This is a genomic window from Cupriavidus sp. 10L43_2, assembly GCF_056395265.1.
Genome location: NZ_JBFTJE010000009.1, coordinates 188,722 through 203,787, shown reverse-complemented (window position 1 = coordinate 203,787; position 15,066 = coordinate 188,722). Strand labels below are relative to the sequence as shown.

The following is a 15,066-nucleotide window of genomic DNA, read 5'->3' as shown; positions in this document are numbered from 1 at the left end:
GCGCCGGGGCGTCCGGGGTGCGGGCGCGCGTGGGGCTGCCGGCGCGGCCGCGCGTGGCGGGCGCCTGGTCGCCCGTGTCACCGGTCGGGCCTGAATCGAGCAATGCCTCGCGCTCGAGCGTCGGCACAGGTTTCTTACCCTGCGCGGCTTTGGCCTTGGGCAGTGAGACCGGTGCGAATTCGCTCGGGTCCAGCAATTGGGCAGGCTTGGCGGGCATGGTAGGCAGCGGCATGCTTGGACATCCTTTCAGGGGGGCGGAAAAGGGCAGGCAAACAAAAAAGCCGCCATGCCTGATGAACAGGTGTGGCGGCTTCTTCGCGGACCCCGGACACGGCAGGTCCGCTACCAGCCCGGGGACTTTCTCTCCTGGGCCGGAACGGTACAACAGCGTGGCAACTGGGATCTGAACGCATTACGGGCCAATGTATCCGAACGTTTTCGGTTTGGCAATGACCCTGCGGACGGAGTGTTGCGCGGTGTTGCGCCCGTGGCAGTGGCGCCTGGCGGACTAGATCTTGCGGATGAGTTCGAGGACTTCGTCCACGTGGTTCGGCACCTTGATGCCGCGCATCTCGTGCCGCAGGATGCCCTTGCCGTCGAGGATGAAAGTGCTGCGCTCGATCCCGCGCACTTCCTTGCCATACATCTTTTTCATCTTGATGACATCGAACAGGCCGCAGAGCGCCTCATCGGCGTCCGAGATCAGCGCGAAGGGCAGCTCAAGCTTGGCCTTGAAGTTCTCGTGAGACTTCATGCTGTCGCGCGAGATGCCGAACACCACGGCGCCGGCCGCCTCGACCTCGGCGTACTGGTCGCGGAAGTTCATCGCTTCGGTGGTGCAGCCCGGCGTGTTGTCCTTCGGGTAGAAGTACAGGACCACGGTCTTGCCGCGCTGGCCGGCAAGATGGAACTCCCCGCCGGTAGCGGGGGCGCGGAAGTCCGGAACGGCCTGGTTGAGACTGACTGTCATGCTGGTGGCTCTCCTGGATGGCGATGCATCATCGGTGATGGCGGCCCGTTTGTTGTGGGGGGTGATCCGGGCTTGTGCCATGGCGGGTGCAGTTTGGGGCAGTCGGCCAGACTTCAAGCGTGGCGTGTGCTCAACCTCGGCAGGTTGCCAGCCGATATTCGCACCAGGGGGCCCGCCGCTCAAGCTTCGTCGATCGGCTCCACCAGCAGGATCGCCGCCACCTTGCGGCCCTCGGCCATCAGGATATTGTAGGTGCGGCATGCGGCCTGGAGATCCATGGCGTCCACGCCGATATGGCGGCGAGCCAGCGCGGCGGTCAGGCGCGGGTGGGGAAAACGCAGCTTGTTGCCGGTACCCAGCAGGACGACTTCTGCCTGTTTATCGAGCAGGACGTCGAAATGGGCGGGTTCCAGGTCCTCGAAACGGGCAACCGGCCACGGCTCGACCGGGCCTTCCGGCATGACGAGCACGGACTGGTTGTGGCGGACCAGGTTGATTTCGATATACCCGGGGCCGTAGCTGGTCACGGTATTGAGATTGTGGGGTTTGTCAGCGTGGAGTTTCAAGAGGGGGCTCGCGGTGGCAGGATCGTGCGCCCGGCGCGGGAAAGCGTCGCTGCAATGCAAGAATCCATGCCGAAGTCTGTCATAATCCGATAAATTATAGCTTTTGCCTCCCTGTCTGCCACGCGCCGGGCACATCACCGCGGATGCGCCGCCGTCCGCCCAGACTTGCCAGGACATTCCAGAAGATTCCGAAAATCCGCTGCCACGGAGACCGGCAGCCTGCCCTGACATCGCCAACACCGCCGTGAAACCCATCCAGAAATCGAACAAGCTCCAGAACGTTTGCTATGACATCCGCGGCCCGGTGCTGGAAAAGGCCCGGCAGATGGAGGAGGAAGGGCACAAGATCATCAAGCTGAACATCGGCAACCTGGCCGTGTTCGGTTTCGATGCCCCGGAGGAGATCCAGCAGGACATGATGCGCAACCTGCCCAATTCGGCAGGTTACTCGGACTCCAAGGGCATCTTCGCGGCGCGCAAGGCCATCATGCACTACACCCAGGAGAAGAAGATCCAGGGCGTGGGGCTGGACGACATCTACGTGGGCAACGGCGCCTCCGAGCTGATCGTGATGTCGATGAACGCGCTGCTCAACAGCGGCGACGAGGTGCTGGTGCCGGCGCCGGACTACCCGCTGTGGACCGCCGCCGTGAGCCTGTCCGGCGGCACTCCGGTGCACTATATCTGCGACGAGGCCGACGACTGGATGCCGGACCTCGACGACATCCGCAAGAAGATCACCCCGAACACCAAGGCGATCGTCGTCATCAACCCGAACAACCCCACTGGGGCGCTGTACTCGGACGAATTGCTGCAGGAGATCGTGGCCATCGCGCGCGAGCACGGCCTGATCATCTTTGCCGACGAGATCTACGACAAGGTGCTGTACGACGGCCATTCGCACACCTCGATCGCCGCGCTGTCCACGGACGTGCTGACAGTGACCTTCAACGGCCTGTCGAAGAACTACCGCTCGTGCGGCTACCGCGCTGGCTGGATGGTGGTGTCGGGCGACAAGCGCCCGGCGCTGGACTATATCGAGGGCCTGAACATGCTGTCCTCGATGCGGCTGTGCGCCAACGTGCCGGCCCAGTGGGCCATCCAGACCGCGCTGGGCGGCTACCAGAGCATCAACGACCTGGTGGGCGAGGGCGGCCGGCTGCGCCGCCAGCGCGACCTGGCCTATGAGCTGATCACCCAGATCCCCGGTGTGAGCTGCGTCAAGCCCAAGGCCGCGCTGTACCTGTTCCCCAAGCTCGACCTGTCGATGTACCCGATCCAGGACGACCAGGAATTCATCTACGAACTGCTGCAGGAATCGAAGGTGCTGCTGGTGCAGGGCACCGGCTTCAACTGGGGCGCRCCGGATCACTTCCGGATCGTGTTCCTGCCGCACGAGGAAGACCTGCGCGAGGCCGTGACGCGCGTCGGCCGCTTCCTCGAAACCTATCGAAAACGTCACGGCACGGCCTGAGCCGCCGCGGCGCCCCCGTTCATCCCGCATCAAGCAACCCAGAGTCAGACGTCCATGCAACCCATTAAAGTCGGCCTTCTCGGCATCGGTACCGTTGGTAGCGGCACGTTCAACGTGCTCAAGCGCAATCAGGAAGAAATTCGTCGCCGTGCAGGCCGCGGCATCGAGATTGCGATGGTGGCCGACCTCAACACCGAGCGCGCCCGGGAGCTGACCGGCGGCGAGGTGGAAGTCGTCAGCGATGCCAACGAGGTGGTCACCCGCCCGGAAATCGACATCGTGGTGGAGCTGATCGGCGGCTACGGCATCGCCCGCGAGCTGGTCCTGAAGGCCATCGAGAACGGCAAGCACGTGGTCACCGCCAACAAGGCGCTGCTGGCCGTGCATGGCAACGAGATCTTCGAGGCCGCCCGCCGCAAGGGCGTGATCGTGGCGTTCGAGGCCGCCGTGGCTGGGGGCATCCCCATCATCAAGGCGCTGCGCGAGGGCCTGACCGCGAACCGCATCCAGTGGATCGCCGGCATCATCAACGGCACGACGAACTTCATCCTGTCCGAAATGCGCGACAAGGGCCTGGACTTCGACGTGGTGCTCAAGGAAGCCCAGCAGCTGGGCTATGCCGAGGCTGACCCGACCTTCGACATCGAGGGCATCGACGCCGCCCACAAGGTCACGCTGATGAGCGCCATCGCCTTCGGCATGCCGGTGCAGTTCGACAAGGCGCACGTGGAAGGCATCACCAACCTGTCCGCCATCGACATCAAGTACGCCGAGGAACTGGGCTACCGCATCAAGCTGCTCGGCATCACGCGCCGCCGCGAGGAGGGTGTGGAGCTGCGCGTGCATCCCACGCTGGTGCCGGCATCCCGCCTGATCGCCAATGTGGAAGGCGCGATGAACGCCGTGCTGGTGCAGGCCGACGCCGTGGGCACCACGCTGTACTACGGCAAGGGCGCCGGCGCCGAGCCGACCGCCTCGGCCGTGATCGCCGATCTGGTAGACGTGACACGCCTGCATACGGCCGATCCGAACCATCGCGTGCCGCACCTGGCGTTCCAGCCGGACGAGCTGTCCAGCGTGCCGGTGCTGCCGATCGAGGAAGTCACCAGCTCCTACTACCTGCGCATGCGCGTGTCCGACGAGACCGGCGTGCTGGCCGAGATCACGCGCATCCTGGCCGAGGGCGGCATCAGCATCGACGCAATGCTCCAGAAGGAGTCGCGCCAGGGCGAGCCGCAGACCGACATCATCATCCTGACGCACCTCACGCGCGAGAAGCACGTGAACGCCGCCATCCGCGGCATCGAGTCGCTGCCGACGGTGCTGTCCGCCGTGACGCGCCTGCGCATGGAAGAACTGAACTAAGACGCCTCCGCTCATGCAATACCAATCGACGCGCGGCCATGACATGCCGCAATCGTTCTCCGAGATCCTGCTGGGCGGCCTGGCGCCGGACGGTGGGCTCTACCTGCCGAAGCAGTACCCGCAGGTCACGGCCGACGAACTGGAAGCCTGGCGCAAGCTGTCCTATGCCGACCTGGCGTTCGAGGTGCTCTCGCGCTTCTGCGATGACATCCCCGCCGACGACCTGCGCGCGCTGACGCGCCAGACCTACACCGCCGAGGTGTACCGCAACGCACGTCCGGGCGATAACACGGCGGACATCACCCCGCTGCGCACGCTGGGCGAGGAAGGCGGCACGCCGCTGCAACTGCTGGGCCTGTCGAACGGCCCGACGCTGGCCTTCAAGGACATGGCGATGCAGCTGCTCGGCAACCTGTTCGAGTACGCACTGCGCCGGGCCGGCCTGAAGCTGAACATCCTCGGGGCGACGTCCGGCGACACCGGCAGCGCCGCCGAGTACGCGATGCGCGGCAAGGACGGCATCCGCGTGTTCATGCTGAGCCCGCACCGCAAGATGAGCGCGTTCCAGACCGCGCAGATGTTCAGCCTGCAGGACCCGAACATCTTCAACCTGGCCATCGAAGGCGTGTTCGACGACGCCCAGGACATCGTCAAGGCGGTGTCGAACGACCACGCCTTCAAGGCGCGCCAGTGCATCGGCACCGTCAATTCGATCAACTGGGCGCGCGTGGTGGCCCAGGTGGTCTACTACTTCAAGGGCTGGCTGCTGGCCACCGATGGCCCTGGCCAGAAGGTGTCGTTCTGCGTGCCGTCGGGCAACTTCGGCAACGTCTGCGCCGGCCATATCGCGCGCATGATGGGCCTGCCGATCGACAAGCTCGTGGTGGCCACCAACGAGAACGACGTGCTCGACGAGTTCTTTCGCACCGGCACCTACCGCGTGCGGACCTCGGCGCAGACGTACCATACGTCGAGCCCGAGCATGGATATCTCCAAGGCCTCGAACTTCGAGCGCTTCGTGTTCGACCTGCTCGGCCAGGACGGCGACAAGCTGGCCGCGCTGTTCCGCGACGTGGATGCCAAGGGGGGCTTCGATCTCTCCGGCACGCCGGAATTCGACCGCATCCGCCAGTTCGGCTTCGTTTCGGGCCGCAGCACGCATGACGACCGCCTGGCCACCATCCGCGACGTGCACGCGCGTTACGGCGTCACCATCGACACCCATACCGCCGATGGCGTGAAGGTGGCGCGCGAGTACCTGACGCCGGGCGTGCCGATGGTAGTGCTGGAAACGGCACTGCCGGCCAAGTTCGCCGACACGATCCGCGAGGCACTGGGGCACGAGCCCGAGCGGCCCGCCGCGTTCGATGGGATCGAGGCGCTGCCGCAGCGTTTCGAGGTGATGCCGGCGGATGCCGCGCAGGTCAAGGCGTACATCGCCCGGCACACCGGACTGTAAGCGACTGTCCAGCGACCGACCGGCGCCCAACTCGTTACAATCGGGTTTGCCGGGCCCGCTGCCACGGCCCCCAGGCTTCGCGCCGGGGGCTGTTTTTCATGGGCCAACCTGATTCCAGCCACGCTCACATGACCCAAGCCCCCACCCCAACTGCTGCCGCCAACCGTCCGCCGATGCTGACCATGGCCGAGGCCCTCGCGGCCCTGATGGCCGGCGTGCGTCCGCTGACGGCCACCGAGACCGTCGACACGCTCGACGCCAACGGCCGCGTGCTGGCCGCGCCCGTGACCAGCACGCTGCGCGTGCCGCCCGCCGACAATACCTCGATGGATGGCTACGTGATGCGCGCCGCCGACGTCCCCGCGCCGGGTACGCGCCTGCCGGTCTCGCAGCGGATTCCGGCCGGCCACGTGGGCACGGCGCTGGCCGCCGGCACCGCCGCACGGATCTTCACGGGCGGCCTGATCCCGCCCGGCGCCGATGCCGTGGTCATGCAGGAGCAGTGCGTGGCCGATGGCGAGGCGGTCATCGTCAATCATGTGCCGGCTTCGGGCGAATGGATTCGCCGCGCGGGCGAGGACATCGAGACCGGCGCCGAGATTCTGCCGACCGGCACCCGGCTGACGCCGCAGGCGCTGGGACTGGCGGCTTCGGTCGGGCAGGCGAAGCTGGATGTGGTGCGCCGCGTGCGCGTGGCCGTGTTCTTCACGGGCGACGAGCTGGCCATGCCCGGCGAGCCGCTCAAGCCGGGCGCCATCTATAACTCCAACCGCTTCACGCTGCGCGGCCTGCTCGAAAACCTGGGCTGCGAAGTGTCCGACTTCGGCATCGTGCCGGACACGCTGGCCGCCACGCGTGACACCCTGCGCCGCGCCGCCGAAGGGTGTGATCTGATCATCACCTCGGGTGGCGTCTCGGTGGGTGAGGAAGACCATATCCGGCCGGCCGTGCAGGCCGAAGGGCGGCTGGACCTCTGGCAGATCGCCATCAAGCCCGGTAAGCCGCTGGCCTTCGGCCAGGTGGCGAACGGCTCGGACAGTCCAGCGCACTTCCTCGGCCTGCCGGGCAACCCCGTGTCGAGCTTCGTCACCTTCCTGCTGTTCGTGCGGCCGTTCATCCTGCGTCTGCAAGGCGTGGCCGATGTGACGCCGCGCCGCCTGCCGCTGCGTGCCGATTTCGATCTGGAGCGTGGCGACCGCCGCAACGAATTCCTGCGCGCGCGCCTCAACGACGCGGGCGGCCTCTACCTGTTCCCGAACCAGAGTTCGGGCGTGCTGACGTCTACGGTCTGGGGCGACGGGCTGATCGACAACCCGCCGAACCAGACCATTCGTCGCGGCGACACCGTGCAATTCATCCCGTTCGACGGCCTGCTGGGCTGACGCGCGGACCCGAACATCATGCAAATCGAACTCCGATACTTCGCCAGCGTGCGCGAGCAGGTGGGGCAGGGCGCCGAGCGCGCCGAGGTGCCCGCCAGCGTACGCACCGTGGGCGACCTGCGCGGCTGGCTGCGCGAGCGCGGCGGCCAGTGGGCCGAGGCGCTGGCCGAGGGCCGCGCGCTGCGCATGGCCGTGGACCACGCCGTGGCCCGCGCCGACACGCCGCTGGCCGAGGGCTGCGAGGTGGCGTTCTTCCCGCCCGTGACCGGAGGCTGAGATGAGCGCACGCGTGCAGCACGATGATTTCGACCTCGGCGCCGAAGTGGCGGCGCTGCGGGCCGGCAATCCCGGCGTGGGCGCCGTGGCCAGCTTCATCGGCACCGTGCGCGATGTCACGCACGGCACGGCGGTCCGGACGATGGAACTCGAGCACTATCCGGGCATGACCGAGAAGTCGCTGGAACGCATCGAGGCCGCCGCGCGCGAGCGCTGGGCGTTGCTCGGCGTGACCATTGTCCATCGCGTGGGGCTGTTGCAGCCGCTGGACCAGATCGTGCTGGTCGCCGTGGCGTCCGCGCACCGGGGCGATGCCTTCGCGGCGTGCGAGTTCATCATGGACTACCTGAAGTCCGAGGCGCCGTTCTGGAAGAAGGAAGAAACGCCCGAGGGCGCGCGCTGGGTCGATGCGCGGGTCTCGGACGACGCGGCGCTGCGCCGCTGGGGCATCGAATCGTTCAACGCCGAATCATCGGACACATCGAACAACAATAAGGAAGGTTGAATGGGTCCGCTCGGGTTTGTGGCGGTGGGCGTCGGCGCCGCCGCGGGCGCCTGGCTGCGCTGGGGATTTTCCGTGCTGTGGAACGCGGCCAACCCGGCGCTGCCGTACGGCACGCTGGCCGCCAACCTCGTGGGCGGCTATCTGGTCGGGATTGCCGTGGCGTTCTTCCAGTCGCACCCGGGCCTCTCGCCCGAATGGCGGCTGCTGGCCGTCACCGGCTTTCTCGGCGGCCTGACCACGTTCTCGACGTTCTCCAGCGAGGTGGTCGGCAACCTGATGGCGGGCGACTATCGCTGGGCGCTCGCCCACGTGGTGGTGCACCTGGGTGGCTCGCTGGTGCTCACGGCCTTCGGCATCTGGACCTGGCGCGCGCTCGCCTAAGTATTTTCCCTTTTCCGTCAAACACTTGGCTGGCCCGATGCCTATGTATCGGGTCGCACATACAGGTTCCGGCATCGGCGCTATAGCTGGCATTCGACTGACTGCCTGCTCGCATCCAAACGCCTGAACCGTCTACTATGTCCCGGGAGGGACGAATACGACGCTCCGCCGGGCGTGCTCCCCATCGCCCCCGTCGCCCCCGTTGGTTTGCATTTGCGGTTTGCAGTTTGCGGTTCGTAGGTCTTGTTTCTGTTTTACCGATCCGGCCCCGCCGGCATACATAACAGGAGACACCCCATGACGCATAGCCTTGCAACGCGCGCAGGAAAATTCCTAGTCGATCCACGATGCCACACCGCCGTTGCCGCCGCCGTGGCGGTGCTGCTGATTGGCGCCTGCGGCGGCGGGGACAACAACAACAGCGGTGGGGGCGGTGGCGGCCCGGTCACGCAGAACCCGAACAACCGGCCGACCTTCGTGGTGGGCACCATCGGCGTGCAGAACTACGACGGCACGACCGACGACCTGCTGACCGCCGGGCTCGGCAAGGACGGCCTGATCGCCACGGCTACCGCGCCGGTTCCCGCCGATCCCGCCGCGCCCACGGCGGCCGAGCTGCGCCGCATCGCCATCTTCAATAACTACCGCGCCATCGTCGATACCAATCCGCTGGGCGGGTACGGCTCGCTGTACGGGCCGAACGTCGATCCCCAGGGTAACGTCACCGCCAGCCAGGGCAAGGTGCCCGGTACCGAGTACATCGCCTTTGCCGACGACGGCACCGGCCAGCAGAACGTGACGATCATGGCGCAGATCCCGACCAACTTCGATCCCGCCAATCCTTGCCTGATCTCGGCGACCTCGTCGGGCTCGCGCGGCATTTATGGCGGGATTTCGGTCGGCGAATGGGGGCTCAAGCGCGGCTGTGCCGTGGCCTATACCGACAAGGGCACGGGCGCGGGGGCGCACGACCTCGACTCGGACACCGTGCCGCTGATCAACGGCACCCGCCAGGCTCGCACCGGCGCCGGCAAGCTGGCCCAGTTCGCGGCGCAGCCGGGCGCGCAGTCGCTGGCGGACTTCACCACTGCCAATCCGCACCGGCTGGCCTACAAGCATGCCCACTCGAAGCAGAATCCCGAGGCCAACTGGGGGCTGAACACGCTCCAGGCCATCGAGTTCGCCATGTGGGCGATCAACGATAAATTCGGCACCGTGGGGTCCGACGGGGTGCGGCAGGCCTCCATCGGCAAGGACAAGATCCTGGTGATCGCCTCGGCCGTCTCCAACGGCGGCGGCGCGGCCATCGCGGCGGCGGAGCAGGATACGAACGGCCTGATCGACGGCGTGGCTGTGGGCGAACCGAACGTGAACATGCCCGCCGTGCCGGCCATCACGGTGAAGCGGGGCGGGGTGACGGTGGGGTCATCGGGGCGGCATCTGTATGACTACACGACCACCGCGAACCTGTTCTCGCTTTGCGCGGGCACGGCGTCGCTGCCGGCACCGTTCACCTCGGTGACGGTCATCCAGGGCGCCAATCGCTGCGGCTCGCTGGTCGGCAACGGGCAACTCACGGGCGCGTCGCTGACTGACCAGTCGACCGATGCCTTCACACGCCTGCACGCCGCCGGCTGGGAGCCAGAATCCGATGTGCTGCATGCATCGCTTTCATCGCTCGAAGTGGCCAGCTCGATCTCGGTGACGTACGCCAACTCCTACTCGCGTGCCAGCGTCACCGACAAGCTGTGCGACTACACCTTCGCCTCGCCGGGCGGCGCTACCGGCACCCCGGTGACCATCCCGCCAAACATATTGGCCCTGACGTTCTCCACCGGCAACGGCGTGCCGCCGAGCACCGGCGTGACGCTCATGAACGAGAAAGCCCAGGGCGGCCCCGCCCGCGACTTCCTCTCCACCAACAGCGTCGGCGGCGTCGCGGACGCCAACCTGCCCGGCGCCAATTGCCTGCGCGACCTGCTGACCAACAGCGCAGCACTCCAGGCGGGCATCGGCCAGACCTTGCGCACGGGCAATCTGCGCGGCAAGCCGGCGATGATCGTCCATGGCCGCAGCGACGGCCTGCTGCCGGTCAACCACACGTCGCGGCCTTACCTGGGGCTGAACAAGGTGGCCGAGGGCACCGGCAGCAAACTCTCTTATATAGAGGTGACCAACGGCCAGCATTTCGACGCCTTCATCGACGTACTGCCTGGCTACGCCAACACATTCATCCCGCTGCACGTGTACCTGAACCGGGCGCTTGACGCCGTGTACGCCAACCTGCGCAGCGGCACGGCCCTGCCGCCGTCCCAAGTGGTGCGCACCACGTCACGCGGAGGCACCGCCGCCCCGGCACCGCAGATCCTGCCCTCGAACGTCCCCCCGATCGCCGCCACCCCGGCGGCGGGCGATGTGATCTCGGTGAGTGGATCGACGGTGAACGTGCCGAACTAGTCGGGCAGGTGCGTTAAACGCCACGTTTCCCGTCGAGAGACCCCACATCTCGACGGGAGCGTTCTGACCCCAGTCAGTTTGATGACCGCTTTCGAACAATTCCTATTGGGCCTGGCGCGCCCCTAAGCCAATCTCGATGCTCGTTTCACGAAGGAGCATCGAGTCATGATCGATTTGACGTTTTATCTCAACGACCGGCCCATGAGTCGGCTTCGGGCCGGCGTACTCGATGTGCCGGCATTCTCGGGACGAGATGGGGACATCAATAGTTATCTTGCCGCCTGTCGCAAGAACTCCGGTCCGATCACGCCTGGCACTTATTACGTGTTAGACCGGCCCTCCGGCGGGCGTTTGAGATGGTTTCGGGAGCAAAATCCGTTTTCGACCGACAGGCGCAGGTGGTTCGCCCTCTTCGCCGCGGATGGAAGAGTGGACGATGTCTCGCACCGACTTTGACCGCCTGAGGGCTTTGCTCAAAGCATCGACTGTCGGCCGGATTCCCAACACGGATGTTGCCTGCTACGGCAGACTCACGGTCAAGAGGTCCACGCCGTGACGGCGGTCTTAAAGGCACTTGTCAAAGTCGTGTTGCTGGCCGCGTGGCTTGTGCTTTTTCCTCTGTACCTGACTGCCAAGTGGCTGGATTACTCGGAGGTCATTTCTATTCCTCCGTGGCTCGGACAGTGGTTGTTCGACCATTACCGGCGTTTCGATCCCGCTGAGGACGGATACAACTTCGAAGCGTTGTTGTATTGGCTTCCCTCGTTTCTGACGACGCTGGTGGTCACTGCGGTCGCCATATGGCTTTGGCGCCGCCGCTCGAAATCCGCCCGTCAGCCTTGAAATGTCAAGTCAAAGCCCTATCTTTCCGAAGTAACGTGTCCGGGCCGGGCCACCCCGCGCAACAGGACACACTTTCCTAGAGAGAGAGGGATCCGAATGCGACTTGATAAATTCACCACCCGGTTCCAGGAGGCGCTTGCTGATGCGCAGAGCCTGGCGCTGGGTCACGACAACCAGTACATCGAACCGGTGCACCTGCTGCGCGCGCTGCTGGCGCAGAACGATGGCGCCGCGCGCACGTTGCTGGCGCGCGCCGGTGTGAACGTCAGTGGGCTGCAGACCACGTTGGACGCCGCCATCAAGCGGCTGCCGCAGGTGCAGGGCACCAACGAGGTCCAGGTGGGCCGTGACCTCAACAACCTGCTCAACGCCACCGAGAAGGAAGCCATCAAGCGCAATGACCAGTTCATTGCCAGCGAGCTGTTCCTGCTCGCCGTGGCTGACGACAAAGGCGAGGGCGGCCGTATTGCGCGCGAGCATGGGCTGTCGCGCAAGTCGCTCGAGGCGGCCATCCAGACCGTGCGGGGTGGCGACACCGTGCAGAGTGCCGATGCCGAATCCCAGCGCGAGGCGCTCAAGAAATACACCGTCGACCTGACCGAGCGCGCCCGTGCGGGCAAGCTCGACCCGGTGATCGGCCGTGACGACGAAATCCGCCGCTCCATCCAGATCCTGCAGCGCCGTACCAAGAACAATCCGGTGCTGATCGGCGAGCCGGGCGTGGGCAAGACCGCCATTGTCGAAGGGCTGGCCCAGCGCATCGTCAACGGCGAGGTGCCCGAGACGCTCAAGAACAAGCGCGTGCTGGTGCTCGACATGGCCGGCCTGCTGGCTGGCGCCAAGTATCGCGGCGAGTTCGAGGAACGGCTCAAGGCTGTGCTGAACGACGTGGCCAAGGATGAAGGCCAGACCATCGTCTTCATCGACGAAATCCACACCATGGTCGGCGCGGGCAAGGCCGAGGGCGCCATCGACGCCGGCAACATGCTCAAGCCGGCGCTGGCGCGCGGCGAGCTGCACTGCATTGGCGCGACCACGCTCAATGARTACCGCAAGTACATCGAGAAGGACGCCGCGCTGGAGCGCCGCTTCCAGAAGGTGCTGGTGGAAGAGCCGAGTGTGGAGGCGACCATCGCCATCCTGCGCGGCCTGCAGGAGAAGTACGAACTGCACCACGGCGTGGAGATCACCGACCCGGCCATCGTCGCGGCGGCGGAACTGTCGCACCGCTACATCACGGACCGCTTCCTGCCGGACAAGGCCATCGACCTGATCGACGAGGCCGGCGCGCGCATCAAGATGGAAATCGACTCCAAGCCGGAGGCGATGGACAAGCTCGAGCGCCGCACGATCCAGCTCAAGATCGAGCGCGAGGCCGTGAAGAAGGAGAGCGACGAGGCGTCGCGCAAGCGGCTGGAGCTGATCGAGCAGGAAATCGAGCGGCTTGGGAAGGAATATGCCGACCTGGACGAGATCTGGCGCGCCGAGAAGGGCGCTGCCCAGGGCGCGGCTGCGCTGAAGGAAGAGATCGAGAAGATCAAGCTCGAGATCACCCGGCTGCAGCGCGAAGGCAAGCTGGACAAGGTGGCGGAGCTTCAGTACGGCAAGCTGCCGGAACTGGAAGGCAAGCTGCAGGCGGCGACCAAGGCCGAGGCCAGCGAGCAGAAGCAGCCGAACAAGCTGCTGCGCACGCAGGTGGGTGCCGAGGAAATCGCCGAGGTAGTCAGCCGTGCCACCGGGATTCCGGTCGCCAAGATGATGCAGGGCGAGCGCGACAAGCTGCTGAAGATGGAAGACCGCCTCCACGCACGCGTGGTGGGCCAGGACGAGGCCGTGCGGCTGGTGTCCGACGCCATCCGCCGCTCGCGTGCCGGCCTGGCAGACGAGAACAAGCCCTATGGCTCGTTCCTGTTCCTGGGGCCGACCGGCGTCGGCAAGACCGAGCTGTGCAAGGCGCTGGCCGAGTTCCTGTTCGACTCGGAAGACCACCTGATCCGCATCGACATGAGCGAGTTCATGGAGAAGCACAGCGTGAGCCGGCTGATCGGCGCGCCCCCGGGCTACGTGGGCTACGAGGARGGCGGCTACCTGACCGAGGCGGTGCGACGCAAGCCGTATGCGGTGATCCTGCTCGATGAAGTCGAGAAGGCGCACCCGGACGTGTTCAACGTGCTGCTGCAGGTGCTGGACGATGGCCGCCTGACCGATGGCCAGGGCCGCACGGTCGATTTCAAGAACACGGTGATCGTGATGACCAGCAACCTGGGCTCGCACCTGATCCAGTCGATGTCCGGCGAGCCGCAGGACGTGGTGAAGGGCGCAGTCTGGCAGGAGGTGCGCACGCATTTCCGSCCCGAGTTCCTSAACCGSATCGACGAGGTGGTGGTGTTCCACTCGCTRGACCAGCAGCACATCGAGTCCATCGCCCGCATCCAGCTGCAACGGCTGCAGGCGCGTCTGGCACGCATGGACATGACGCTGGACGTGACCGAGGCGGCGCTGGAGAAGATTGCCAGCGCAGGCTACGACCCGGTGTTCGGCGCCCGGCCGCTGAAGCGCGCGATCCAGCAGCAGATCGAGAACCCGGTGGCCCGCGCCATCCTCGAAGGCAAGTTCGCCGCCAAGGACGTGATCCCGGTGGACTACGAAGACGGCGCGTTCACGTTTGGGAAGATGGTGGACTGAGCGGCTGGCAAATCTGCCGGTACAAGAAAACGGCCCGGAGGGGGATACCCTCCGGGCCGTTTTTCGCATCTAGTTGCCTTCTGGAATCGCTCGCAGGAGCCTGCGGGAAAGGAGGGTGCGCATGTCGCGGCGCGTGTCGCAGACGATGTGGATGAACAGGACGTCAGCCCTGACCTCGTAGAGGATCCGGTTCATGCCCGAGATGACCTGTCGGTACTGCCGGAGGCCGAGGTCTGCCAGTTCGTCGGGGATGGCACCGCCTTCCGGAAAGGCCTGGATCGTGCGCACCGAGTCCTTGATGCCCTGCAAGGTTTCCTGCCAACTTGCCTTGCCGAAGCGCCGGACGATGTAGCGGCGCAGTTCGTGCAAATCCTCTTCTGCCGCTGCAAGGAAGACGGCCCTCACGCGTCGTCGTCCTTATCTAGGTCGGCGAAGACGTCCTCCACATCACGAAAACGCCCGCGCTCGATGTCGCGGGCGCCCATCGCCAGCAGCTTCAGCAGGGCGAGGGTTTCTTCCTGTTCCTCGAACGTGCGCACATCCATGACCACGAGCTTGGCCTCGCCGTTTTGGGTGATCAGCATCGGCTCGCGCGACGCCGAGATGTCCTTGACGATCTCGGCGGCGTGGCTTTTGAGGTAACTGATGGGTTTGACCTGGGTGGAGAATTTCACGGCTTGGCTCCCTCGGTCCATGGTGGATG

Annotated in this window: 15 protein-coding genes and 1 pseudogene; 11 read left to right on the top strand and 5 right to left on the bottom strand. The window is 65.7% G+C overall.

Annotated features, from left to right (window positions below; all coding sequences use genetic code 11):
• From AC1DEL_RS15500 to AC1DEL_RS15490, 3 genes and pseudogenes are all read right to left on the bottom strand, one after another.
• A pseudogene (locus tag AC1DEL_RS15500) lies at positions 1-232 on the bottom strand (PhoH family protein); the annotation flags it as partial.
• 276 nt (positions 233-508) lie between these two features.
• Positions 509-970 (bottom strand): peroxiredoxin, encoded by a 462-nt coding sequence (locus AC1DEL_RS15495; RefSeq protein ID WP_477105751.1) that lies wholly within the window; start codon positions 968-970, stop codon positions 509-511.
• A 179-nt stretch (positions 971-1,149) separates the two neighbouring features.
• Entirely contained in the window at positions 1,150-1,536 is a 387-nt protein-coding gene (locus AC1DEL_RS15490; protein WP_092289438.1) for an Mth938-like domain-containing protein, read from the bottom strand.
• A 244-nt stretch (positions 1,537-1,780) separates the two neighbouring features.
• Here AC1DEL_RS15490 and AC1DEL_RS15485 point away from each other — a divergent pair, with 244 nt between their 5' ends.
• From AC1DEL_RS15485 to clpB, 11 genes are all read left to right on the top strand, one after another.
• On the top strand, positions 1,781-3,010 hold the full coding sequence (locus tag AC1DEL_RS15485; RefSeq protein ID WP_092289436.1) for a pyridoxal phosphate-dependent aminotransferase: 1,230 nt from the start codon (positions 1,781-1,783) through the stop codon (positions 3,008-3,010).
• Positions 3,011-3,064: 54 nt separating this feature from the next.
• A complete protein-coding gene (locus AC1DEL_RS15480; protein WP_092289434.1) occupies positions 3,065-4,375 on the top strand; it encodes a homoserine dehydrogenase in 1,311 nt (436 codons plus the stop codon).
• Between the two features lie 13 nt (positions 4,376-4,388).
• Positions 4,389-5,834 (top strand): threonine synthase, encoded by a 1,446-nt coding sequence (thrC, locus tag AC1DEL_RS15475; RefSeq protein WP_477126465.1) that lies wholly within the window; start codon positions 4,389-4,391, stop codon positions 5,832-5,834.
• Positions 5,835-6,007: 173 nt separating this feature from the next.
• Positions 6,008-7,216 carry a molybdopterin molybdotransferase MoeA gene (locus AC1DEL_RS15470; RefSeq protein ID WP_477126468.1) on the top strand — a complete coding sequence of 403 codons (1,209 nt, stop codon included), beginning with the start codon at positions 6,008-6,010 and terminating at the stop codon, positions 7,214-7,216.
• 18 nt (positions 7,217-7,234) lie between these two features.
• The gene (gene moaD, locus AC1DEL_RS15465; RefSeq protein ID WP_092289428.1) at positions 7,235-7,492 is read left to right on the top strand and encodes a molybdopterin converting factor subunit 1; all 258 of its coding nucleotides are present in this window, start codon (positions 7,235-7,237) and stop codon (positions 7,490-7,492) included.
• A gap of 1 nt (position 7,493) precedes the next feature.
• On the top strand, positions 7,494-7,997 hold the full coding sequence (locus AC1DEL_RS15460; RefSeq protein ID WP_441593581.1) for a molybdenum cofactor biosynthesis protein MoaE: 504 nt from the start codon (positions 7,494-7,496) through the stop codon (positions 7,995-7,997).
• Positions 7,998-8,378, top strand: a complete 381-nt coding sequence (gene crcB, locus AC1DEL_RS15455) for a fluoride efflux transporter CrcB (protein WP_092289424.1) — start codon at positions 7,998-8,000, stop codon at positions 8,376-8,378.
• A 297-nt stretch (positions 8,379-8,675) separates the two neighbouring features.
• A complete protein-coding gene (locus AC1DEL_RS15450; RefSeq protein ID WP_477126464.1) occupies positions 8,676-10,835 on the top strand; it encodes a 3-hydroxybutyrate oligomer hydrolase family protein in 2,160 nt (719 codons plus the stop codon).
• Between the two features lie 165 nt (positions 10,836-11,000).
• Positions 11,001-11,291, top strand: a complete 291-nt coding sequence (locus tag AC1DEL_RS15445; RefSeq protein ID WP_092289421.1) for a tlde1 domain-containing protein — start codon at positions 11,001-11,003, stop codon at positions 11,289-11,291.
• Between the two features lie 96 nt (positions 11,292-11,387).
• The gene (locus AC1DEL_RS15440; protein ID WP_441645731.1) at positions 11,388-11,678 is read left to right on the top strand and encodes a hypothetical protein; all 291 of its coding nucleotides are present in this window, start codon (positions 11,388-11,390) and stop codon (positions 11,676-11,678) included.
• Positions 11,679-11,774: 96 nt separating this feature from the next.
• A complete protein-coding gene (clpB, locus tag AC1DEL_RS15435; RefSeq protein WP_441593582.1) occupies positions 11,775-14,363 on the top strand; it encodes an ATP-dependent chaperone ClpB in 2,589 nt (862 codons plus the stop codon).
• A gap of 69 nt (positions 14,364-14,432) precedes the next feature.
• On the opposite strand, the gene AC1DEL_RS15430 is transcribed toward clpB, so the two are convergent.
• On the bottom strand, positions 14,433-14,768 hold the full coding sequence (locus tag AC1DEL_RS15430) for a type II toxin-antitoxin system RelE/ParE family toxin (protein ID WP_477126463.1): 336 nt from the start codon (positions 14,766-14,768) through the stop codon (positions 14,433-14,435).
• Positions 14,765-15,037 carry a type II toxin-antitoxin system Phd/YefM family antitoxin gene (locus AC1DEL_RS15425; protein ID WP_092289416.1) on the bottom strand — a complete coding sequence of 91 codons (273 nt, stop codon included), beginning with the start codon at positions 15,035-15,037 and terminating at the stop codon, positions 14,765-14,767. Before AC1DEL_RS15425 ends, AC1DEL_RS15430 begins: the two co-directional genes overlap by 4 nt.
• Between the last annotated feature and the right edge of the window lie 29 nt (positions 15,038-15,066).

What these genes read in the sequence shown, in the direction of transcription:
- AC1DEL_RS15495 (WP_477105751.1), bottom strand. Translation starts at nt 970, where the DNA reads ATGACAGTCAGTCTCAACCAGGCCGTTCCGGACTTCCGCGCCCCCGCT.
- AC1DEL_RS15480 (WP_092289434.1), top strand. Translation starts at nt 3,065, where the DNA reads ATGCAACCCATTAAAGTCGGCCTTCTCGGCATCGGTACCGTTGGTAGC.
- thrC (WP_477126465.1), top strand. Translation starts at nt 4,389, where the DNA reads ATGCAATACCAATCGACGCGCGGCCATGACATGCCGCAATCGTTCTCC.
- AC1DEL_RS15470 (WP_477126468.1), top strand. Translation starts at nt 6,008, where the DNA reads ATGCTGACCATGGCCGAGGCCCTCGCGGCCCTGATGGCCGGCGTGCGT.
- moaD (WP_092289428.1), top strand. Translation starts at nt 7,235, where the DNA reads ATGCAAATCGAACTCCGATACTTCGCCAGCGTGCGCGAGCAGGTGGGG.
- AC1DEL_RS15460 (WP_441593581.1), top strand. Translation starts at nt 7,494, where the DNA reads ATGAGCGCACGCGTGCAGCACGATGATTTCGACCTCGGCGCCGAAGTG.
- crcB (WP_092289424.1), top strand. Translation starts at nt 7,998, where the DNA reads ATGGGTCCGCTCGGGTTTGTGGCGGTGGGCGTCGGCGCCGCCGCGGGC.
- AC1DEL_RS15450 (WP_477126464.1), top strand. Translation starts at nt 8,676, where the DNA reads ATGACGCATAGCCTTGCAACGCGCGCAGGAAAATTCCTAGTCGATCCA.
- AC1DEL_RS15445 (WP_092289421.1), top strand. Translation starts at nt 11,001, where the DNA reads ATGATCGATTTGACGTTTTATCTCAACGACCGGCCCATGAGTCGGCTT.